The sequence below is a fragment of the Flavobacterium reichenbachii genome (genome assembly GCF_002217435.1).
Taxonomy (GTDB): domain Bacteria; phylum Bacteroidota; class Bacteroidia; order Flavobacteriales; family Flavobacteriaceae; genus Flavobacterium; species Flavobacterium reichenbachii.
Genome location: NZ_MUHF01000006.1, coordinates 48979 through 68247 on the forward strand (window position 1 = coordinate 48979; position 19269 = coordinate 68247).

At 34.4% G+C, this 19269-nt stretch carries 13 protein-coding genes; 11 read left to right on the forward strand and 2 right to left on the reverse strand.

Features of this window, described 5'->3' with window-relative positions; translation table 11 throughout:
- Positions 1–10: 10 nt before the first annotated feature.
- A complete protein-coding gene (locus B0A68_RS06360) occupies positions 11–1039 on the reverse strand; it encodes a LacI family DNA-binding transcriptional regulator (RefSeq protein WP_035688924.1) in 1029 nt (342 codons plus the stop codon).
- Positions 1040–1327: 288 nt separating this feature from the next.
- On the opposite strand from B0A68_RS06360, the gene B0A68_RS06365 reads away from it, so the two are divergent.
- The 11 genes from B0A68_RS06365 (at position 1328) to B0A68_RS06415 (ending at position 18211) form a co-directional block, all read left to right on the forward strand.
- Positions 1328–2767 (forward strand): glycoside hydrolase family 28 protein, encoded by a 1440-nt coding sequence (locus tag B0A68_RS06365; protein WP_035688931.1) that lies wholly within the window; start codon positions 1328–1330, stop codon positions 2765–2767.
- Positions 2768–2801: 34 nt separating this feature from the next.
- Entirely contained in the window at positions 2802–5933 is a 3132-nt protein-coding gene (locus tag B0A68_RS06370; protein ID WP_035688932.1) for a SusC/RagA family TonB-linked outer membrane protein, read from the forward strand.
- Between the two features lie 12 nt (positions 5934–5945).
- Positions 5946–7619 (forward strand): RagB/SusD family nutrient uptake outer membrane protein, encoded by a 1674-nt coding sequence (locus tag B0A68_RS06375; protein WP_035688941.1) that lies wholly within the window; start codon positions 5946–5948, stop codon positions 7617–7619.
- 99 nt (positions 7620–7718) lie between these two features.
- Positions 7719–8654 carry an alpha/beta hydrolase gene (locus B0A68_RS06380; protein ID WP_035688944.1) on the forward strand — a complete coding sequence of 312 codons (936 nt, stop codon included), beginning with the start codon at positions 7719–7721 and terminating at the stop codon, positions 8652–8654.
- Positions 8655–8689: 35 nt separating this feature from the next.
- Positions 8690–9895: a glycoside hydrolase family 88/105 protein gene (locus B0A68_RS06385; RefSeq protein WP_035689472.1), complete on the forward strand. Its 1206-nt coding sequence runs from the start codon at positions 8690–8692 to the stop codon at positions 9893–9895.
- A 17-nt stretch (positions 9896–9912) separates the two neighbouring features.
- Positions 9913–11127: a glycoside hydrolase family 88/105 protein gene (locus B0A68_RS06390; RefSeq protein ID WP_035688946.1), complete on the forward strand. Its 1215-nt coding sequence runs from the start codon at positions 9913–9915 to the stop codon at positions 11125–11127.
- Between the two features lie 22 nt (positions 11128–11149).
- A complete protein-coding gene (locus B0A68_RS06395; protein ID WP_051892851.1) occupies positions 11150–12373 on the forward strand; it encodes a glycoside hydrolase family 88/105 protein in 1224 nt (407 codons plus the stop codon).
- Between the two features lie 109 nt (positions 12374–12482).
- Complete coding sequence (locus tag B0A68_RS06400) at positions 12483–14081, forward strand: glycoside hydrolase family 43 protein (RefSeq protein WP_035688950.1); 1599 nt, start codon at positions 12483–12485, stop codon at positions 14079–14081.
- A 10-nt stretch (positions 14082–14091) separates the two neighbouring features.
- Positions 14092–16089, forward strand: coding sequence for a pectate lyase (gene pelA, locus B0A68_RS06405; RefSeq protein WP_035688952.1), 1998 nt, complete (start codon positions 14092–14094; stop codon positions 16087–16089).
- 11 nt (positions 16090–16100) lie between these two features.
- A complete protein-coding gene (locus tag B0A68_RS06410; RefSeq protein WP_035688953.1) occupies positions 16101–17453 on the forward strand; it encodes a glycoside hydrolase family 28 protein in 1353 nt (450 codons plus the stop codon).
- A 14-nt stretch (positions 17454–17467) separates the two neighbouring features.
- Positions 17468–18211, forward strand: a complete 744-nt coding sequence (locus tag B0A68_RS06415; protein WP_035688955.1) for a rhamnogalacturonan acetylesterase — start codon at positions 17468–17470, stop codon at positions 18209–18211.
- 48 nt (positions 18212–18259) lie between these two features.
- Here the strand turns inward: B0A68_RS06415 and B0A68_RS06420 are convergent, their stop codons facing one another.
- Positions 18260–19249 (reverse strand): helix-turn-helix domain-containing protein, encoded by a 990-nt coding sequence (locus B0A68_RS06420; RefSeq protein WP_035688957.1) that lies wholly within the window; start codon positions 19247–19249, stop codon positions 18260–18262.
- Between the last annotated feature and the right edge of the window lie 20 nt (positions 19250–19269).

Consider the following 19269-nt stretch of genomic DNA (forward strand, 5'->3'; position numbering starts at 1 on the left):
GTTATAAAAATTAAAAGGTAGTTCTTGAAGATGATTTACGAATGTGTAATTCTGGCGCGAGAACTACCTTTTTTTCGATTTTGATAGTTTCAGTTTTATCAACTTGCTCTAAGAACACACGTGCAGACATTTTTCCCATTTCAAGCGGAGACTGATCTACAGAAGTAATCGATAATTCCATGAATTTAGTAAAAGGTTCGTTACTAAAACCTGCTACGCAAAACTCTTTCGGGATGTTTATGTTTTTGTCCTTCAACTCCTGAATCGCTCCTAAGGCAGCAAAATCGCTAGATGAAAATATCGCATCCGGCGGTGTTTCAAGTCTTAATAAAATATTTATTGCTTCTTTTCCTGCATCTACACTACTTCTGGTGCGAATAACATATTCTTCTTTAAATGTCATTCCGTTATCCAGCAAAGCCTGCTTGTAACCTAAAAATCTATTTTTAAAAATTTCTAAGGACTGATCTCCCGAAAAGTGCGCAATAGATTTACATCCTTCGTCTATTAAATGTTTTGTTGCTATATAGCCGCCTTTAAAATCGTTGATTGTAACGGAGCTGACCCCTTCAATATGTTTACTTCTGTCAAAAAATATAAGCGGTACATTTTTGTTTAACACATATTGAAAAGCACTATTATTTTCGTCGGTAACATCGGTTACAGACATCATAATACCGTCTACCTGAGCGTCTATTAAAGTGTGCAGATTTTCATTTTCTCTTTTAGGACTCTCGTGTGTCTGGCAGATAATTACTTGATAACCATGAGGATGAAGTTCTTCTTCTATGCCTCTAATTACAGAAGCAAAAAAGTTGCTGTCTATACGAGGAACAATTACTCCGATATTATTACTGCGTCCGCTTTTAAGAGCTAAAGCCAATTTATTCTGCTTGTAATTCATGGCGGCAGCAGTTTTGATAACCAGCTCGCGTGTACTTTCTTTAATCTTAGGATTGTTGTTTAACGCCCTAGAAACAGTTGCAGCGGTGATATTTAGTTTTTCGGCAATATCATAAATGGTTATTTTTTCGCTCATTTAAAAAATAGGTTTTCGGATTAATTCTAGACAAAAATACATTTTTTTTATATATCAAATATAAAATGTTATCGATTACCAATAACTGTAACTAAAACGTTTTCAGTTCTACAATGATAATAAATTATGTCTTTTTTTGCATTAAATGTAATTATAAATTGTAATAAAAATTAAATATACATTTTTTTTCTAAATAAATTTGGTGCATTAGAACAATTTATCTATTTTCGTGTAATCGATTACATCTTAATTGATTTTTTCGTTTATAAATCTGAATATACTGCACAAATGATTATAGATAAAGTTATATCGCTTAAATCGGCTGTTTGTTTTATTGCAATTAGCCTTATGATTTTGTCCTGTGCAAAACAAACGACTGTTGTTTCTGAAACAGATCCATGGAAAAGAATGGAATTAGTTATAAAAAGTATTCCTGAAACGCACTTTATAAACAAAACATATAATATCAATGATTTTGGTGCTGTTGCCGATGGCAAAACTTTAAATACAAATGCTTTTGAAAAAGCAATTAAGGAATGTGCTGCAAATGGAGGCGGAAAAGTTTTGGTTCCAAACGGGAAATACCTGACCGGACCAATTCATTTAGAAAGTAATGTAAATCTACACCTTGAAGATAACGCTGAAATTCTTTTTAGTTTAAATCCAAAAGATTATCCAATAGTGCATACTTCATGGGAAGGTACAGAAGTGATGAATTACTCACCTCTTATATATGCAAAAAACAAAACCAATGTTGCTGTAACAGGAAAAGGTATTCTTAACGGTCAGGCTGATAAAACCAATTGGTGGATTTGGTCTGGAGGTAAAGACTATGGCTGGAAAAAAGGAATTCCATCTCAAAATGATCCGCAGAATCGTGAAGTTTTGGTAGAAATGGCAGAAAAAGGAACTCCTGTATCTGAAAGAGTTTTTGGAGAAGGCCGTTACTTACGTCCAAATTTTATTGAGTTTTTTGAATGTAATACTGTTTTAATAAAAGATGTTACAATCATAAATTCTCCTTTTTGGATTCTTCATCCATTAAAAACAAATAATATGATTATTGACGGAGTTACAGTAAACAGCCACGGTCCTAATAATGACGGCTGCGATCCGGAATATTCTCAAAATATACTAATCAGAAACTGCACTTTTAATACTGGGGACGATTGTATTGCAATTAAAGCGGGACGTGATGCCGACGGCAGAAGAGTGGCAATCCCGAGTAAAAATATTATTGTGCAGAATTGTAAAATGATCGACGGTCACGGCGGTGTTGTGATCGGAAGCGAAATTTCTGCGGGAGTAAACAATGTTTATGTAGAGAATTGCATAATGGACAGTCCGAATCTTGATCGTGCCATTCGTATTAAAACGAATTCAAAACGAGGTGGTATTATTGAAGATGTATTCGTTAGAAACCTGGAAGTTGGAACAGTAAAAGAATGTGTTTTGAAACTCAACATGTTTTATAATGTATACGGCTCTCAGACCGGAAATTTTATACCTACAATCAGAAATATAAGCTTAGAGAATGTAACTGTCAAAAACGGTGGTAAATACAGTGTTTGGGCAGAGGGATACAAAGAATCGCCAGTTGAAAATATTACTTTGAAAAACGTAAAAATTCAAAAAGTAGATTCTATCTATTTATTAAAAAACGTAAAAAACATAAACTTTATAAATACGTACATCAATGACAAAAAAGTAGAATCAATTAAAAATTAAACAACTATCAATTAACCAAACAATTAAACCACTTATGATTATTCAACAATTAGTTACGAAAAAAATAAAATACAATCTTGTATTTTTATTTTTCCTAAATTTTCTGGCGATTACCACAATGAACGCCCAGTCTAATACGATAGAAGGAAAAATCACGGACGCCTCCGGATTATCACTGCCAGGTGTAAATATCCAGGAAAAAGGGACTAAAAACGGAACTTCGACAGATTTTGAAGGAAGTTTTAAAATAAATGTTACCAATAATAAAGCTATTTTAATAATTAGCTATTTGGGTTTTCAAACACAAGAAGTTAGTATTGCAGGAAAAAATAAAATAAATGTAAGTCTTGCAGAACAGTCTAATGCTTTAAACGAAGTTGTAGTTGTAGGATACGGTTCTGTAAAAAAGACAGACCTTACGGGTTCTGTAAGTACTATTAGTGCCGCTGCAATTACAGAAAGAAATACTACCAGTGCGTTAGAAGCCATTCAGGGAAATACTCCTGGGGTTCAGATTTCATCTAGCTCAGGACGTGCAGGCGACGGTTTTAAAGTGGTTATTAGAGGTAATAACTCATTGGTAGCAGATTCTAATGATGCAACAAAAGTAGGTTCTAGTCCATTATATGTTGTAGACGGTGTGCCAATGGACGGTATTGACTTTTTGAATCCGCAGGATATCGCAAGAATGGATGTTTTAAAAGATGCCTCTTCTGCTGCTATTTATGGATCAAGAGGATCTAACGGGGTTATTATCGTAACAACAAAAAGCGGTACAAGTGCAAAAGCAGGATTCAACGTTACTTTTGATTCTTCGTACGGAACAAAAGAAGCAGTAAGAATGCCTAAAATGATGAATGGTGCAGAATGGTGGAAATTTCATCAGGTAGCTTATATGAGCGCTACACCAGCTACACAAACTCCTGCACAGCTTGCAGCTTTAGCAGGAAATCAAAGTCCGTTATTAGTATCAAGAGCCAACAGCGGTTATAATTTTGACTGGGCAGATGCTGTTATTAAGCCGGGAATGACTCAGAATAATTATTTAAACCTTTCAGGACGTTCAGATTCTGGTTTAAGCTATAACTTAGGAATCGGAATGCAGAGTGACGAGGGACTTATAGATAAAGACGGAACAGATAAATACTCTTTTAAACTAGGATTAAATCATAAAATTAATGATAAATTTTCTACAGGTGTAAACATCACAGTAGCAAGAATTGACACCGAATTAGGAAGTGATTTAGCTATGCAGGATGCTTTTAGATTAAGTCCGCTTATGTCGCCTTGGGCTGTTGATGCAGCTGGAAACGAAAAAGTTGGCACGCTATTTTTCCTTCCTGGAAAACTGACTTATCCTGATGGTTCTTGGGCAATTAATAAAACAAGTGCTGTGAATCCGTTAATGGAAATTGCAAATTCTTCTCAGACAGAAAAAACATGGCAGACAGTTGGAAATGTTTATTTTCAATATCAGCCTCTTAAATGGATGACTTTTAAAACAACATTTGCAGCCGGAATAGAAAATACAGTTACAAGTACAGCTTATGGGGCACAATCTAATGCGGGTGTTACTTTAAACGGAAAAAATTCTGCATCGATTAAAAATTATAATAATTTTAATTATACGTGGGACAATCAGGTAGATTTAAAACACACTTTTAGCGAGGTGCATGATTTTAGTCTTTTATTGCTGCAAAGTTTGTATTCAAATACAGATGAGACGTCTTATTTATATTCTAATAATCAGCCTTTTGATGTAGGATCTAATAATTTGGGTTCAGGAGTTCAGACAAGTTATAATATTAATTCAGGGTATCTAAAAAATTCGTTGAGCTCTTATGCTGTTCGTTTAAACTATACCTTTAAAGATAAATATTTATTGACTGCTTCTAACAGATGGGATGGTTCATCTGTATTGTCAAAAGAGAATAAATGGCAGAGTTTCCCTTCTGTTGCTTTAGGATGGAAAATCAGCAAAGAATCTTTCTTAGCAGGAAGTTCTGTAGTTTCTGACTTAAAATTAAGAGCGAGTTTAGGATATACAGGAAATGATAACGTGGCTCCTTACACTTCTCAGGCTTTATTAAACCAGCAGACTTTTTATGCAAATGGAGCAAATGTAGTTTCAGGATGGCAGTCTGAAAATTTAGCCAATCAAGATTTAACTTGGGAAAAAACAAGAGAGATAAATTTAGGTCTTGATTATGGTTTTTTAAATAACAGAATTACAGGATCTGTAGACGTTTACGACAGATTATCAGATAAGTTAATTTACAAACAGCAATTACCGCTTGAGACAGGCTGGAAAAATACATTCTCAAATGTTGGATCTGTTAGTAACAAAGGTATTGAGGTTTTATTGACAACTAAAAATATTAAAACTAAAAACATAACGTGGGAAACGACGTTTACATTTACTAAAAACGTTAACAAATTAGAGTCAATTTACAATCAGGATAAAGTAAGTGATATAGGAAACGGATTAATTCTTGGATCTCCTTTAAATGTAAATTATAATTATGTTTATGATGGAGTTTGGCAGGAAAGCCAGGCAGCACAAGCGGCTTCTTATGGAATGGCGCCAGGTCAGGCAAAACCAAAAGATCTAAACGGCGATGGTAAATTTAATACAGATGACAGAACAGTAATTGGTAATCCGAATCCGGAATGGCAGGGAAGTTTTTATTCTAAATTGAATGTAGGACAGTTTGATTTTAATTTTTCAGTTCTTACAAGCCAAGGTCAAACAGTGTTGAGTACTTTTCACCAAAACTTTGCAGACGTAAGTGACAGAGGCCGTCAAAAATTGGCAATAGATTACTTTATCCCAACAAACGGAACTGGTATCGAAGCAAATGCTAATAATACCAACCCGAGACCAGGTCCTGTAGCTACAGGTGCCGGTGCTTATTGGACCTCTAATTTTGCTTATTACAGAGATGTTTCTTATGTAAAAATCAAAAATATATCTTTAGGTTATACTTTAAATTCAGATTTACTGAAAAAACTAAAAATTAGTAATTTCAGAATTTTTGTAAATGTGTTAGACCCTTTTGTATTTACAAATTTCGATGGATATGATCCTGAATGGGCAAATGCCAAGTTTGGTATTAACCGTCCGGCATCTGTTACAACGCAATTGGGATTAAGTGTTAAATTTTAATAAAGATATCAAATGAAAAAAATAATATTAATTTTAGGAATCGTTGTTACTGCTTTAAGTTCTTGCAGTAATTATATCGAAGAAGAAAGTCTATCTAATGTTCCTGCTGACGCAACATACAAAACAGCATCTGGATATCAGTTATTAATAAATACAAACTATGCGTGGCTTAAAAAAATCTACGGAGGAAATCCGTGGTTGTTCTGCTCCGGTACAGATATGTATGCAGAAGGAAGAACGCCGGAACCTGCAGGTTTAAGCCAATACACCTTATTAATTCCATCTTCATCAAACGTAGAAGAATTATACAGTTCATGTTATCAGGAGATTCAATCTGTAAATAAAGCAGTATATTATGCAGGACTTACAGAACAGACTACAAGTTTAAATGCACAAGTAGGGGAGTCAAAATTTTTAAGAGCAAATGCATATTTCTTATTAGTGCAGACTTATGGAGGAGTTCCAATTGTTTTAGACAATATTACCACACCTGCTTTATCATTTACAAGAAATACTGCTGAGGAAGTTTATACACAAATCATTTCAGATCTTGATGCTGCTTTAGCAAGTGTTGGTACAACTGCCTATGCAACAGCAGGAAGAGTAAACAAAAGAGCCGTAAACGATTTATTGGCAAAAGTTTACTTAACAAGAGGATACGAAACTTTTGGTAAAAGTGATGATTTTTCTAAAGCCGCAGCTTATGCAGATGCCGCTATCGCAGGACAAGCTTTAAATGTAGCTTTTGATCAGTTATTCAAACCAGGAAACGATTTGAATGTAGAAACAATCTTTTCTGTTCAGTACGATAAAGCCTCTACAAGTACAGATCCTACAAAACTTGGTAATAATCAGTTTTACTATTTTAGTTCTTATTTAGGAGGAGCTGAAACTGGAGCACCTTTAAGAAGTTATAATTTATGTCCAACAGGTTATGCCTTAGGTTTATATGAAAAAGGAGATAAAAGATGGGAAGCTACTTTTATGACAGAAATTCTGGAAGGTCCTGAAACCACAAACGGAGTTACTAAAACAATTTTATACTATCCTTATTACAGAAGTTCAAATCCAAGTTCCTTAAAAGTAAGACATTTTTATGAGCCAAAATGGTTTACACCAGCAGATAAAACTACTTGGCTGGCTGCAAATGCATCTAGATTATCTTCGACATTTGTTTATCACCCATGGGGAGAATATTCTGCAGAACATACGCTTATCAAAAACTTAGACTGTTATACAATTCCGGTAAAGAAATTTGATGATCCAGATCCAACAACGCCATCAAGCACAGGAGCTGTAAGCACAAGAGATATTATTTTATCGCGTCTTGGAGAAACTTATCTTGTAGCAGCAGAAGCGTATTTAAAAGCAGGAGTACCAACAACTGGTTTAGATCGTTTAAACGAAGTAAGAAGAAGAGCAGGCGTAGCAAATGCAACTCTTGCCCAATTTAATATCGATTATATACTAGACGAAAGAGGTAGAGAGTTATTGGGAGAATACCACCGTTGGTTTGATTTGAAACGTACTGGAACACTTGTTGCAAGAGCTTCAGCATATAACTATAAAATTAAACAGGCTAATTTTGTTGGAGTAGACGGTAAGCTTAAAATTTTAAGACCAATTCCACAAACAGCTTTAGATTTAAATCAAAATAAAGATTTTCCTCAAAATCCTGGTTATTAGTAATTTTCAATTTTTTTGAGAGATTGTTTTTTGAAGAAGTTAAAAAGGAGTCGGGCATTTGTCAGACTCCTTTCTTAACTAAAAATTAAAAAGTAAAAAATGCAGAAAGGGCTGTTAATTTTAGTATTGTTTTTTCAAAGTCTAATGGTTCAAAGCCAATATGCTGTAGATACATCCTACACAATTAAAAGTACTTATGCCAAACTGGTAAAAAAATATCCCTTTATAACTGTTGCCGAGAGACAAAATACTGCAGCTGTCGAGCAGCAGAATGATATAGTGTATCAGCAGCAAAAAGGAAGAATTTTACATTTAGATGCTTTCATCAACAAAAATAAGAAACGAAATCCCGCAGTAATCATGATTCATGGCGGCGGTTGGAGATCGGGAAATAAAAACAGCATGCAGGCTTTAGGGCAGGAAATAGCTTCAAAAGGATATTCTTGTTTTGCAATAGAATACAGATTATCGCTCGAAGCAAAATATCCGGAAGGGATTTATGATGTAAAAAATGCGATAAAATTTATAAAAGATAATGCTAAGAAATTCAATGTAGATCCAGACAAAATTGCGGTTTTAGGATGTTCTTCGGGAGGTCAAATGGCAGCTTTGATTGGTACAACAAATGAAGATAAAGCTTTTGAAGATCAATTAAATAAAAGTAAATCTACTTCAAAAGTACAGGCAATTATTGATATAGACGGCGTTTTAGCTTTTAAACATAAGGAATCATCAGAAGGAGATATGGCGGCTTTTTGGCTGGGCGGAAAATCAGATGAAAAACCAGAAAACTGGAAAAACGCATCGGCTTTAAGCCATACTAATAAAAATACGCCCCCAATATTATTCATCTGCAGCAGCATTGACAGATTTCATGCAGGAAGAGATGATATGATTTCGATTTTAAATGAATACAAAATTTACAGCGAAGTTCAGACCATAAAAGATTCGCCGCATTCATTTTGGTTTTTTGAACCATGGTTCAGCGAAACAGCGCTTTACACCACACGATTTTTAGATAAAATTTTTAAATAATCAATATAAATAAGCATATGCAAAATTTTGTTTCCATGAAGATAAATTTTCTTAAGACTACTGTTGTTTTACTGCTTGTTTTTGGTTGTAAGACAATGGCGCAGAATCAGGCTGAGCAAGACAATACGGTTATTTCCTATCAATTGAAGTGGTCAGAAAGAACCGCTCTTTCTATTTTAAGTAAATATCCAAAAGCATGGCAGCTTGACGGAAATGACAAACCCAAATGGGATTATAAAATGGGGCTTGTTTTGTCTGGTTTTGAAAGATTATATGCAAATACAAAAGATAAAAAATACCTTAACTACATAAAAGAGTATGCTGATGAAATGATCGACAGTACCGGAAATCTTAAAAAATATGATGAAAAAGAATATAATATAGATTATTTAAATCCGGGCAAACTGTTGTTTAATCTGTATGATATTACAAAAGATTCGCGCTATCAAAAAGTAATTGGACAGCTGCGAAATCAATTGCAAAACCAACCAAGAACACCAAGCGGCGGATTTTGGCACAAACAAATTTATCCAAACCAAATGTGGATAGACGGATTGTATATGGGCGAGCCTTTTTACACACAATTTACTGTAAAGTATGAAAAAGGGAAAAACCTTGACGATATCGCCAGACAATTTGAGTTAGTTCAAAATCATATTGTAGATAAAAAAACAGGATTGGTTTATCAGGCTTGGGACGAAAGCAAAGAAATTGCGTGGGCAGATAAACAAACCGGTACATCGCCTACAATTTGGGGACGCGGTATTGGCTGGTATATGCTGGCGCTGGTAGAAACATTAGATTATTTTCCAAAATCTCACCCTAAACGTAAAGTTTTGGTAGAATATTTGAATCAGATTTCTAAAAGTGTAGATCAGTACAAAAGTCAGTCTGGTTTGTGGTACCAGATTGCAGATAAACCAGAGTTGTATAGAAATTACGAAGAACCATCTGCGTCAGCCATGATTATTTATGCTTTTGCAAAAGGTGCAGACAAAGGTTATCTGTCATCAAGTTATAAAGCTGCGGCAAAAAAATCTTTTGACAGTTTTGTAAAACAATTTGTAAAAGTGGATAAAAAAGGGGAAGTAAATATACTGGACGTTTCGTCGAATGTTGGATTAGGCGGAAAACCTTTTAGAGACGGTACAAATGATTATTATCTGACTGCAAAAACAAAAGAAAATGGTGCAGTTGGATTTGGAGCATTTTTGCTGGCAGCAATAGAATTAAATAAATAACAATTAAAATCTTTACTATGAGAAACTATAAAAAGAGAGATTTTTTTGCTATCGCGATTGTTTGTGCCCTATTGTTTTCATACAATAGTATTTTGGCACAAGAAAATTCAAAAGCTGCGGTAATTTCCAAAGATTTAAAATGGTCAGAGAGAATGGCACTTTCTATAATGAAACGTGCTCCAAAGCCTTGGCAGATTGATAATAACGAAAAGACAAAATGGGATTATAAACTAGGACTTGCTATGCTTTCTTTTGAAAAGCTTTCTAAAAAAACAAATAATCCAATTTACTTTGACTATGCAAAACAATATGCAGAATCGGTTATTAATCCTTCTGGTGAAATTCTAAATTACAAATTAGAAGACTATAACATCGATAATATTAATGCCGGAAAAATACTTTTTGATCTCTATAAAGACACCAAAGATAATCGTTATCTTACTGCATTAAAAACACTTAGAGAACAATTAAAAACGCATCCAAGAACCAATTCCGGCGGATTTTGGCATAAAAAGATTTATCCATACCAAATGTGGCTCGACGGTCTGTATATGGGTGCACCGTTTTATGCTCAATATAGCTCAGAGTTTGAAAACGGAAAAGATTTTGATGACATTGCAAAACAATTTGAGCAGGTTCATCTTCATACTTTAGATCAGAAAACAGGCTTACTTTTTCACGCTTGGGACGAAAGTAAAAAGATGGATTGGGCCAATAAAGAAACTGGAACTTCACCAAATTTTTGGTCGCGTTCTATAGGCTGGTATATGATGGCACTTGTTGATGTTTTAGACTATATGCCAAAAGATCATCCTAAACGCAAGGAATTAATTCAGTATCTAAACGATATCTCAAAAGCTGTGGCGAAATATCAGGATACTTCCGGATTATGGTATCAGGTTACCGATGCAGGAAGTAAAAAAGGAAATTATTTAGAAGCTTCAGGATCTGAAATGTTTGTTTATGCTTTTGCAAAAGGAGTAAACAAAGGATATTTACCAAAGAGTTATAAAAAACTGGCTTTTAAAGGTTTTGATGGAATAACAAAAAAACTCATCACCGTTGATCCTGATGGAGAAATTCATATCACACAAGTTTGCGCCAGCGCTGGATTAGGAGGAAACCCTTATCGCGATGGTTCTTACGAATATTATATAAGCGAAAAAATAAAAGTAGACAACTCACACGGATTAGGACCTTTTATTTTAGCGGCACTTGAATTAGAAAAATAGTAGAATTTAAATATATTTTGAAATGAAAAATAGTAGAAAGCAAGGGTATTTTATGTCGGTTTTATTGATTTGTACAATGTTCTTTGCAAGTTGTAAAGTGACTTCGCAAACGCCTTCAAACAAAGATTTAGTTATTTCTAAAGATTTAAAATGGTCAGATAAAATGGCTTTAACATTGATGAAACGTCATCCTGAAGCATATATGATCGACGATTCTAAAAAGCCAAAATGGGATTATGTTCATGCATTAGTACTGCATTCATTTGAAGAATTGTACAAAAAAAATCCAGATGCCAGATATAAAAATTACATAAGAGGTTATGTAGATGAATTGGTTCAGGAAGACGGATCTATAAAAACATACGAATTTGATAAATACAATATCGATTTGGTGGTGCCGGGACGTTTGCTTTTTGAAATTTATGATTCTAGTAAACAAGAAAAATATTTAAAAGCATTGCAGTTGGTACGCAAACAGCTTTTAGAACAGCCTCGTACAGCAAGCGGCGGATTCTGGCATAAACAAATTTACCCAGACCAAATGTGGCTGGACGGTTTATATATGGGCGAACCATTTTATGCACAATATACACTTACATATGAAAACGGAAAAAGCTTTGATGATATTGCAAAACAGTTTGAGTTAATTCAGCTTCATGCAACAGATCCTAAAACAGGATTATTATATCACGGCTGGGATGAAAGTAAAAAAATGCCTTGGGCTAATAAAGAAACAGGAAATTCGCCAAATTTCTGGTCAAGAGCTTTAGGATGGTACGTTATGGCATTGGTTGATGTATTAGATTACATGCCGAAAGATCATCCAAAACAAAAGGAATTGGTTAAATATCTGAATAATGCGTGTGGCGCTTTGGCCAAGTTTCAGGATAAATCTGGTTTGTGGTATCAAGTTACAGACAAAGGCGGGCAAAAAGGTAATTACCTTGAAGCGTCTGGATCATCTATGTTTGCTTATGCTTTTGCAAAAGGAGCTAATAAAGGTTATCTGCCGGCAAAATATAAAAAACTAGCCAATAAAGCTTTTGACGGTTTGACTAAAGTTTTAATTAAAAAAGTAGACGAAGATGGAGGTATTACCTTAACAAACTGCTGTCAGGTTGCAGGTTTGGGAGGAACTCCATATCGTGATGGTACTTACGAATATTACGTAAACGAAAGAAAAAAAGACAACGATCCTAAAGCAACCGGACCCTTTATTTTGGCTGCTATAGAATTGAATAGATAATTTTTTGGTAGACGTAACAGGTTTTTAAAACCTGTTACGTCTTCTCCAAGAGAAGAAACCAATAGTAAAAAACCTGTCGGGTTTAATTAAAAAAGAAATTGTCTGCAAAATGAAAAACATAAAAATCATCTTTTTTCTTCTTTCAATTTTTTCTTTTCAGAAGAATATTGCACAAGTTAGAGTATCTGATAATGGCGACGGAACTTATACAAATCCGATTCTTCATGCCGATTATTCAGATCCGGATGTCGTTCGCGTAGGCGATGATTATTATATGACTGCATCTTCTTTTAATTGCATTCCGGGACTTCCAATACTTCACTCTAAGGATTTGGTTAACTGGAAATTAATAGGTCATGCCTTAACCAAACAACCGCCTTTTGAAACCTATAATAAAGTACAGCACGGAAACGGAGTCTGGGCGCCATGCATTACTTATCACAATAAAGAATTTTACATCTATTACCCAGACCCAGATTTTGGAATTTATATGATAAAAGCCAAACAGACCGAAGGACCGTGGTCTGAACCGCTTTTGGTAAAAGCAGGAGTAGGTCTTATTGACCCAAGTCCGCTTTGGGATAATGACGGAAAAGCGTATTTAGTTCACGCCTTTGCAGGAAGCCGCGCACAGATTAAAAGCTTAATAGTGGTTTGTACAATGAATCCTGAAGGAACAATTGTAAACAACGACGAAGTGATGGTAATTGAGGGTCATGAGGGAGAAGGAACTATTGAAGGGCCAAAGTTTTATAAGAGAAACAATTACTATTATATTTTTGCTCCAGCTGGCGGAGTTCCAACCGGTTGGCAGACTATTTTAAGATCTAAGAATATTTTTGGTCCCTACGAAAAAAAGAAAGTTTTAGAACAGGGATCCACCACTGTAAACGGACCGCATCAAGGGGCGTGGGTTACTACACAAACAGGAGAAGATTGGTTTATACATTTTCAGGATAAAGGAGCTTACGGACGAATTGTACATTTGCAACCAATGAAATGGGAAAATGACTGGCCTGTAATGGGGCAGGATTTTGATAAAAACGGAATTGGAGAACCAGTAACAACTTATAAAAAACCAAACGTTGGCAAAAAATATCCAATTGAAGTGCCGGCAGAATCAGATGAATTCAATTTACCAAAATTAGGATTACAATGGCAGTGGCAAGCCAATAAACAAATTAACTGGGGTTTTCCAACAAGTTTAGGATATCTAAATCTTTATTGCCAGACAACTATTAAAGACAGTAAAAAAATCTTTGAAGCACCAAATTTACTGCTTCAGAAATTCCCCGCCGAAGAGTTTACCGCTACAACCAAAATAACATTTAATGCAAGACTAAACGGAGAATCTACCGGATTGATTATTATGGGGTTAGATTACAGTTATTTATGTTTTAAAAATGATAACGGAAAATTGTATTTGAATCAAAAAACAGGAACTTTTAATAAAACAGTTTCAGAAACAGAAACTAAACCTGTACTTGTAGAAAATAATACTATTTATTTGAGAGTTAAAGTTAAAAAAGGCGGCATCTGCAGTTTCTATTACAGTACAGACGATCAGGATTATCAATCTGTTGGTAATGATTTTACATCGACGGAAGGAAAATGGATTGGGGCTAAAGTAGGACTTTTTGCGTTGAGCGAAAAAGTAACCAATGATTCTGGCAATGCAGCAGTAGACTGGTTTAGAATAACGAAATAAGATATAGAGGATGATTTTAAAAAGATTCGTTTTACTGATAATGTGTTGTTTGAGTTTGGTCTTAAACGCACAAAATACGTATAAAAACTGGCCTGATATAATTCGTAAAAGTGATCCGTCTTGGTTTGGTACGCCAGAAGCTAAAAAGACAGCTGAGAATGTTTTACTGTATCAAAGAGATATTGGCGGCTGGCCAAAGAATATCCAAATGCAGCAAGAACTTACAGAACAGCAAAAAAAGGATTTAACTGCACTGAAAAAAACCGCTGTTGAAACTACTACAGACAACGGTGCAACTTGCCAGGAAATGCTTTTTATGTCTAAAATGTACGCGCAGGTTAAAGACGAGCGTTATAAGGAATCTTTTTTGAAAGGATTGAATTATTTATTGGAAGCACAATATGCAAATGGTGGCTGGCCTCAGTTTTATCCTCTAAAAAAAGGATATTACACACATATTACCTACAATGACGATTCGATGGTAAATATTATGAATGTTATAAAAGCTCTAGGTTACGAAAGCGATTATTACAGCATAAAACCTTCTAAAGAAATTGTAGAAAAATGTAAAAAGGCTTTTGACAAAGGTGTAGAATGTATCTTAAAAACACAATACAAACAAAACGGAGTTTTAACAGCGTGGTGTGCACAGCATGACGAAGTTACCTTTGCACCAGCAAATGCGAGAGCTTTTGAGCTGGCTTCGCTGAGCGGTTATGAATCAGTAAAAATAGTATTGCTTTTAATGGCCGTAGAAAAACCTTCGCCAGAAATTGTTACAGCAGTAAAAAGCGCAGCAGCATGGTTCGAAAAAACGAAAATCACAAATCTAGAAGAAAAGAGAGTTCTAAATGATGCGGGGAAAATAACAGACAAAAAAATGATTCCTACAGCAAATGCAACTCCAATCTGGGCTAGATTTATGGATCTGGATACAAACGAACCTTTCTTTTGTGATCGTGACGGAATTAGAAAAACATCAATCGATCAAATTGGCTCAGAAAGGCGAAATGGCTATTCATGGTATACCGACGCACCAAAAGAAGTTTTAAAAAAATTTCCGGATTGGGCAGTTAAAAACGGAACAAAAGTCGGCGCTGCAGATAAAAAAAATGTGACTTTAATTACGGTTGCGCAAGATGGTTCTGGAGATTTTACAAAAATTCAGGATGCAGTTTATGCATGTCCGGGATTTCCTTATGAAAAAGTTACAATCTATGTAAAAAACGGAACTTACAATGAAAAAGTCCGCATTCCGGAATGGAACACCAATGTAGTTTTGAAAGGTGAAAGCAAAGAAAATACGATCATTACTTTTGACGATAATTTTTCTAAAATCAATTTAGGAAGAAACAGTACTTTTTATACCTATACGGTTTTAGCAGAAGGCGATGATTTTTCGGCATTAAATTTAACCATTAAAAATGCTTCTGGAGATCGAGGACAGGGTGTTGCATTGTCTTTGACAGCAAATCGCGCTAAAATTTCAAATTGTAATCTTTTAGGAAATCAGGATACTTTATATTTATCGGGCAAAGAAGCAAAGCAGTTTTTTAAAGATTGTTATATTGAAGGCACCACAGACTTTATTTTTGGCAGTGCCACGGCTTTATTTGAAAACTGCATTATTCACAGCATAAAAAGCTCGTACGTTACAGCAGCTTCAACTCCGCAGGGAACTGATTTCGGATTTGTTTTTAAAGATTGTAAACTAACTGCGAATCCTGATGCAAAAGAAGTTTACCTCGGCAGACCTTGGCGTATTTATGCTAAAACCGTTTTCATTAATTGCGAAATGGGCAAACAGATAAAACCCGAAGGCTGGGAAAACTGGTCTAAGCCAGATGCAGAAAAAAATAGCTTTTATGCTGAATATAATTGTAAAGGAGAAGGTTTTCAACCCGTTAAAAGAGTTGCATGGTCCCATCAGCTTACTAAGAAAGAAGCAGCAAAGTATACGATAGAAAATATTCTTCAGGATAAAATAAAAAATTGGTATTTGCCGTAAATTTTAAAATTATGAATTTCAGATCACTTATTTTTTTATTGTTTTCTTGTGTCGCATTTGCGCAGCACAATCAGTTTCCAAGCGCAAAAGCAGATTCGATTGTAAAAAGGATTCAGCTTCCGGTAATCCCATCTTATCAGATTAATGTAGTAAAACTTGGCGCAAAAGGAGATTCTTTAAGCGATAATAAGAAAGCATTTGACAAAGCGATGGCATTGTGCAAAAAGAATAACGGAGGAACTATTATTGTTCCAAAAGGAATTTATAAGATCAACGGCCCGATTCATTTTGTCAGTAATGTAAATCTTAAAATAGAAAAAGGAGCAAAAATAAAATTCAGCGACAATCCGCAGGATTATCTTCCAATGGTTTTAACAAGCTGGGAAGGAACAATGCTCTATAACTATAGTCCGCTTATTTATGCTTACGAATGCAACAATATTGCCATTACGGGAGAAGGAATCATAGATGGAGAAGGAGGAAAAACCTGGAAAAGTTTTAAAACAAAAGAGAATACAGGAAAAAATCTGAGCCGTGACATGAATCATAACAGCGTACCAATTAAAGACAGGAAGTTTGGAGAAGGTTATTTTTTACGCCCGCAGATGATTCAGTTTTTCAATTGTAAAAATATATTGGTAGAGAATATCAGAATCGAAAATTCACCATTTTGGTGTCTTCATCTTCTAAAATCTCAAAGTATTACAGTGCGTGGAATAAGTTATAAATCTTTAAATTATAATAATGACGGAATTGATCCTGAATATGCAAAAGATGTTTTAATAGAAAATGTAAATTTTGATAACGGCGATGATAATGTAGCCATAAAAGCAGGAAGAGATCACGAAGGAAGAGCTAATACAGCAACGCCAAGTGAAAATATTGTAATCAGAAATTGTAATTTTAAGGGACTTCACGGCGTAGTCATTGGAAGCGAAATGTCGGCTGGAGTGCAAAATGTTTTTGTAGAAAATTGTAAAACTGCCGGTTATCTCAAAAGAGGAATATATATAAAAACCAATGCAGATCGAGGCGGATATATTAGAAATATATTTGTTAAAAATATAAAATTGGATGAAGTAGAAGATTGTCTTTATATAACCTCCAATTATCATGGAGAAGGAAAAGGCTTTCAGTCGGATATATCAAATATACATTTTTCGGATATTAGCTGTAATAAAGCTTCAGAATCTGGAATCGTAATTCAGGGATTTGCAGACAAAAAAATTAGGAACATTTCTTTAAATAACATTGAAATCAAATCTGCCAAAAACGCCATATCCAATGAAAATGCAGAAAATGTTTTAATGACAGATGTTTTTATCGGAAAAAGAGCAACAGTTCCCACAGCTGTAACCCATTAATTAAAATTGAAAAAATGAGATATTACATATTACTTTTTTGTTTGATAGCCTCTGCCAGTTTTGCACAAAAAACAACATTGTATTGCATAGGCGATTCGACAATGGCAAATAAAAAAGATCCTGCAAACAATCCCGAACACGGCTGGGCGCAAGTATTACAACCCCTTTTTAAGGATAATATTGTCGTAGTAAATAAAGCAGTAAACGGAAGAAGTACCAAGAGTTTTATCACCGAAAAACGTTGGGATTCAATCTATAATAAATTAAAAAAAGGGGATTATGTATTTATCGAATTTGGACATAACGACGAAAAAATAGAAGATTCTACACGTTATACAAATCCTCATACCGCTTACCGATATAATTTGATCCGATTTATAAACGAGAGCAGACAGAAAGGCGCTGTGCCAATACTGCTGACTTCTATCGCCAGACGTAACTTTAACGAAAAAGGTGTATTGGTACCAACACATGGAGATTATCCGTTAGAAACCAGATTAACGGCACAGGAATATAAAGTACCGTTTATTGATTTAGAATACTATACAGAACTGTTAGAACAATCTTATGGTCCCGAAAAATCAAAACTGCTTCATTTACATTTTAAAGAAGGCGAAAATGCTTTTTATAAAACGGCAAAAGCAGACGATACTCACTTATCTTTAAAAGGCGCATCTGAAATTGCTCAGATTGTAATAAACCAAATTAAAGCGATAAAAGATCCATCAGTAGAAAACCTTAGAAAGAGTATAAAATAGGAGAAGAGCAAAGTGTTCTCCTATTTTATTTTTTAATTTTAAGATAAGTCAACGTCTGTTTTTTACGAAATCTTCAGACGGTTTTCGATTAAAGATTTCATAATATTTCGATGTAAAGTAACTCAGTTTAGTGTAGTTTAATTCATAAATAATTTCGGTTAGCGAACGAAAATTTCCACTCTTCAAAAGTTTTTTTCCGTATTTCATTTTTTCATTAACAAAGAAAATATTAGGCGTTGTATTATAGCATTTTTTAAATAAGTCCTTATACTTAGATTCAGACATACCAGCCATCGCCGCTAAAAAAGTCAAAGAAGGAAATGGTCCGTGTACATTATTCTGAAGATACTCTTTTGTTTTTTCAATAGAAGTATTTTCGATTTCTCGAATTTTGCTGCTGGAAGAATCTGGATTGTAAAATTTATTAAAAAAGTTTCCCAGCAATTTTAAAGAAACGCCCTTAAGAAACGGCTCAAAAGATAAATCCTTAATCGATGAGTGTTTTACGGACTGGATTAATAAGATACTATTGCTGTCAATATTGCCATAATGATAAAAAGATACTTTCTGGCTTGTTGTTTTTTGCTCCTTTATCTGCTCTGAATAGGTTTTTACAAAATCAGTAAGTATATTTTTATTGATGATTAAACGTATTGCAACGGTTCTTTCGTTAGCAGCAGGTTTAAAAATGCTGTCAATATTATTATCAATAATGGCGAGATCAAGTCTATCAAATGCGCCAATTTCATAATCCATATTGTTAATTTTAATTATGTTGACATGCTCACTTAAATCATAGTGAAAAATGAGCAAATCGTCCTGACCCGAAATACGATGAAATTTTATCTCAGTATTAAATGTTACATCAATAAATAATGCTGAAATATTGGGAGTAATCTGAGTAAAAAAGAGGCATCCATCCCCAAATTTTTTTGGGACAGAAATAAGTTTGTTGTTTATAACTTTGGTTTCGAGTCCTTCAGCCAATTTATCAAGAGAGCTGGGAAACAACGTAGAAAGATGGGTAATTGTTTTCATAAGCATAATGATTATTATGT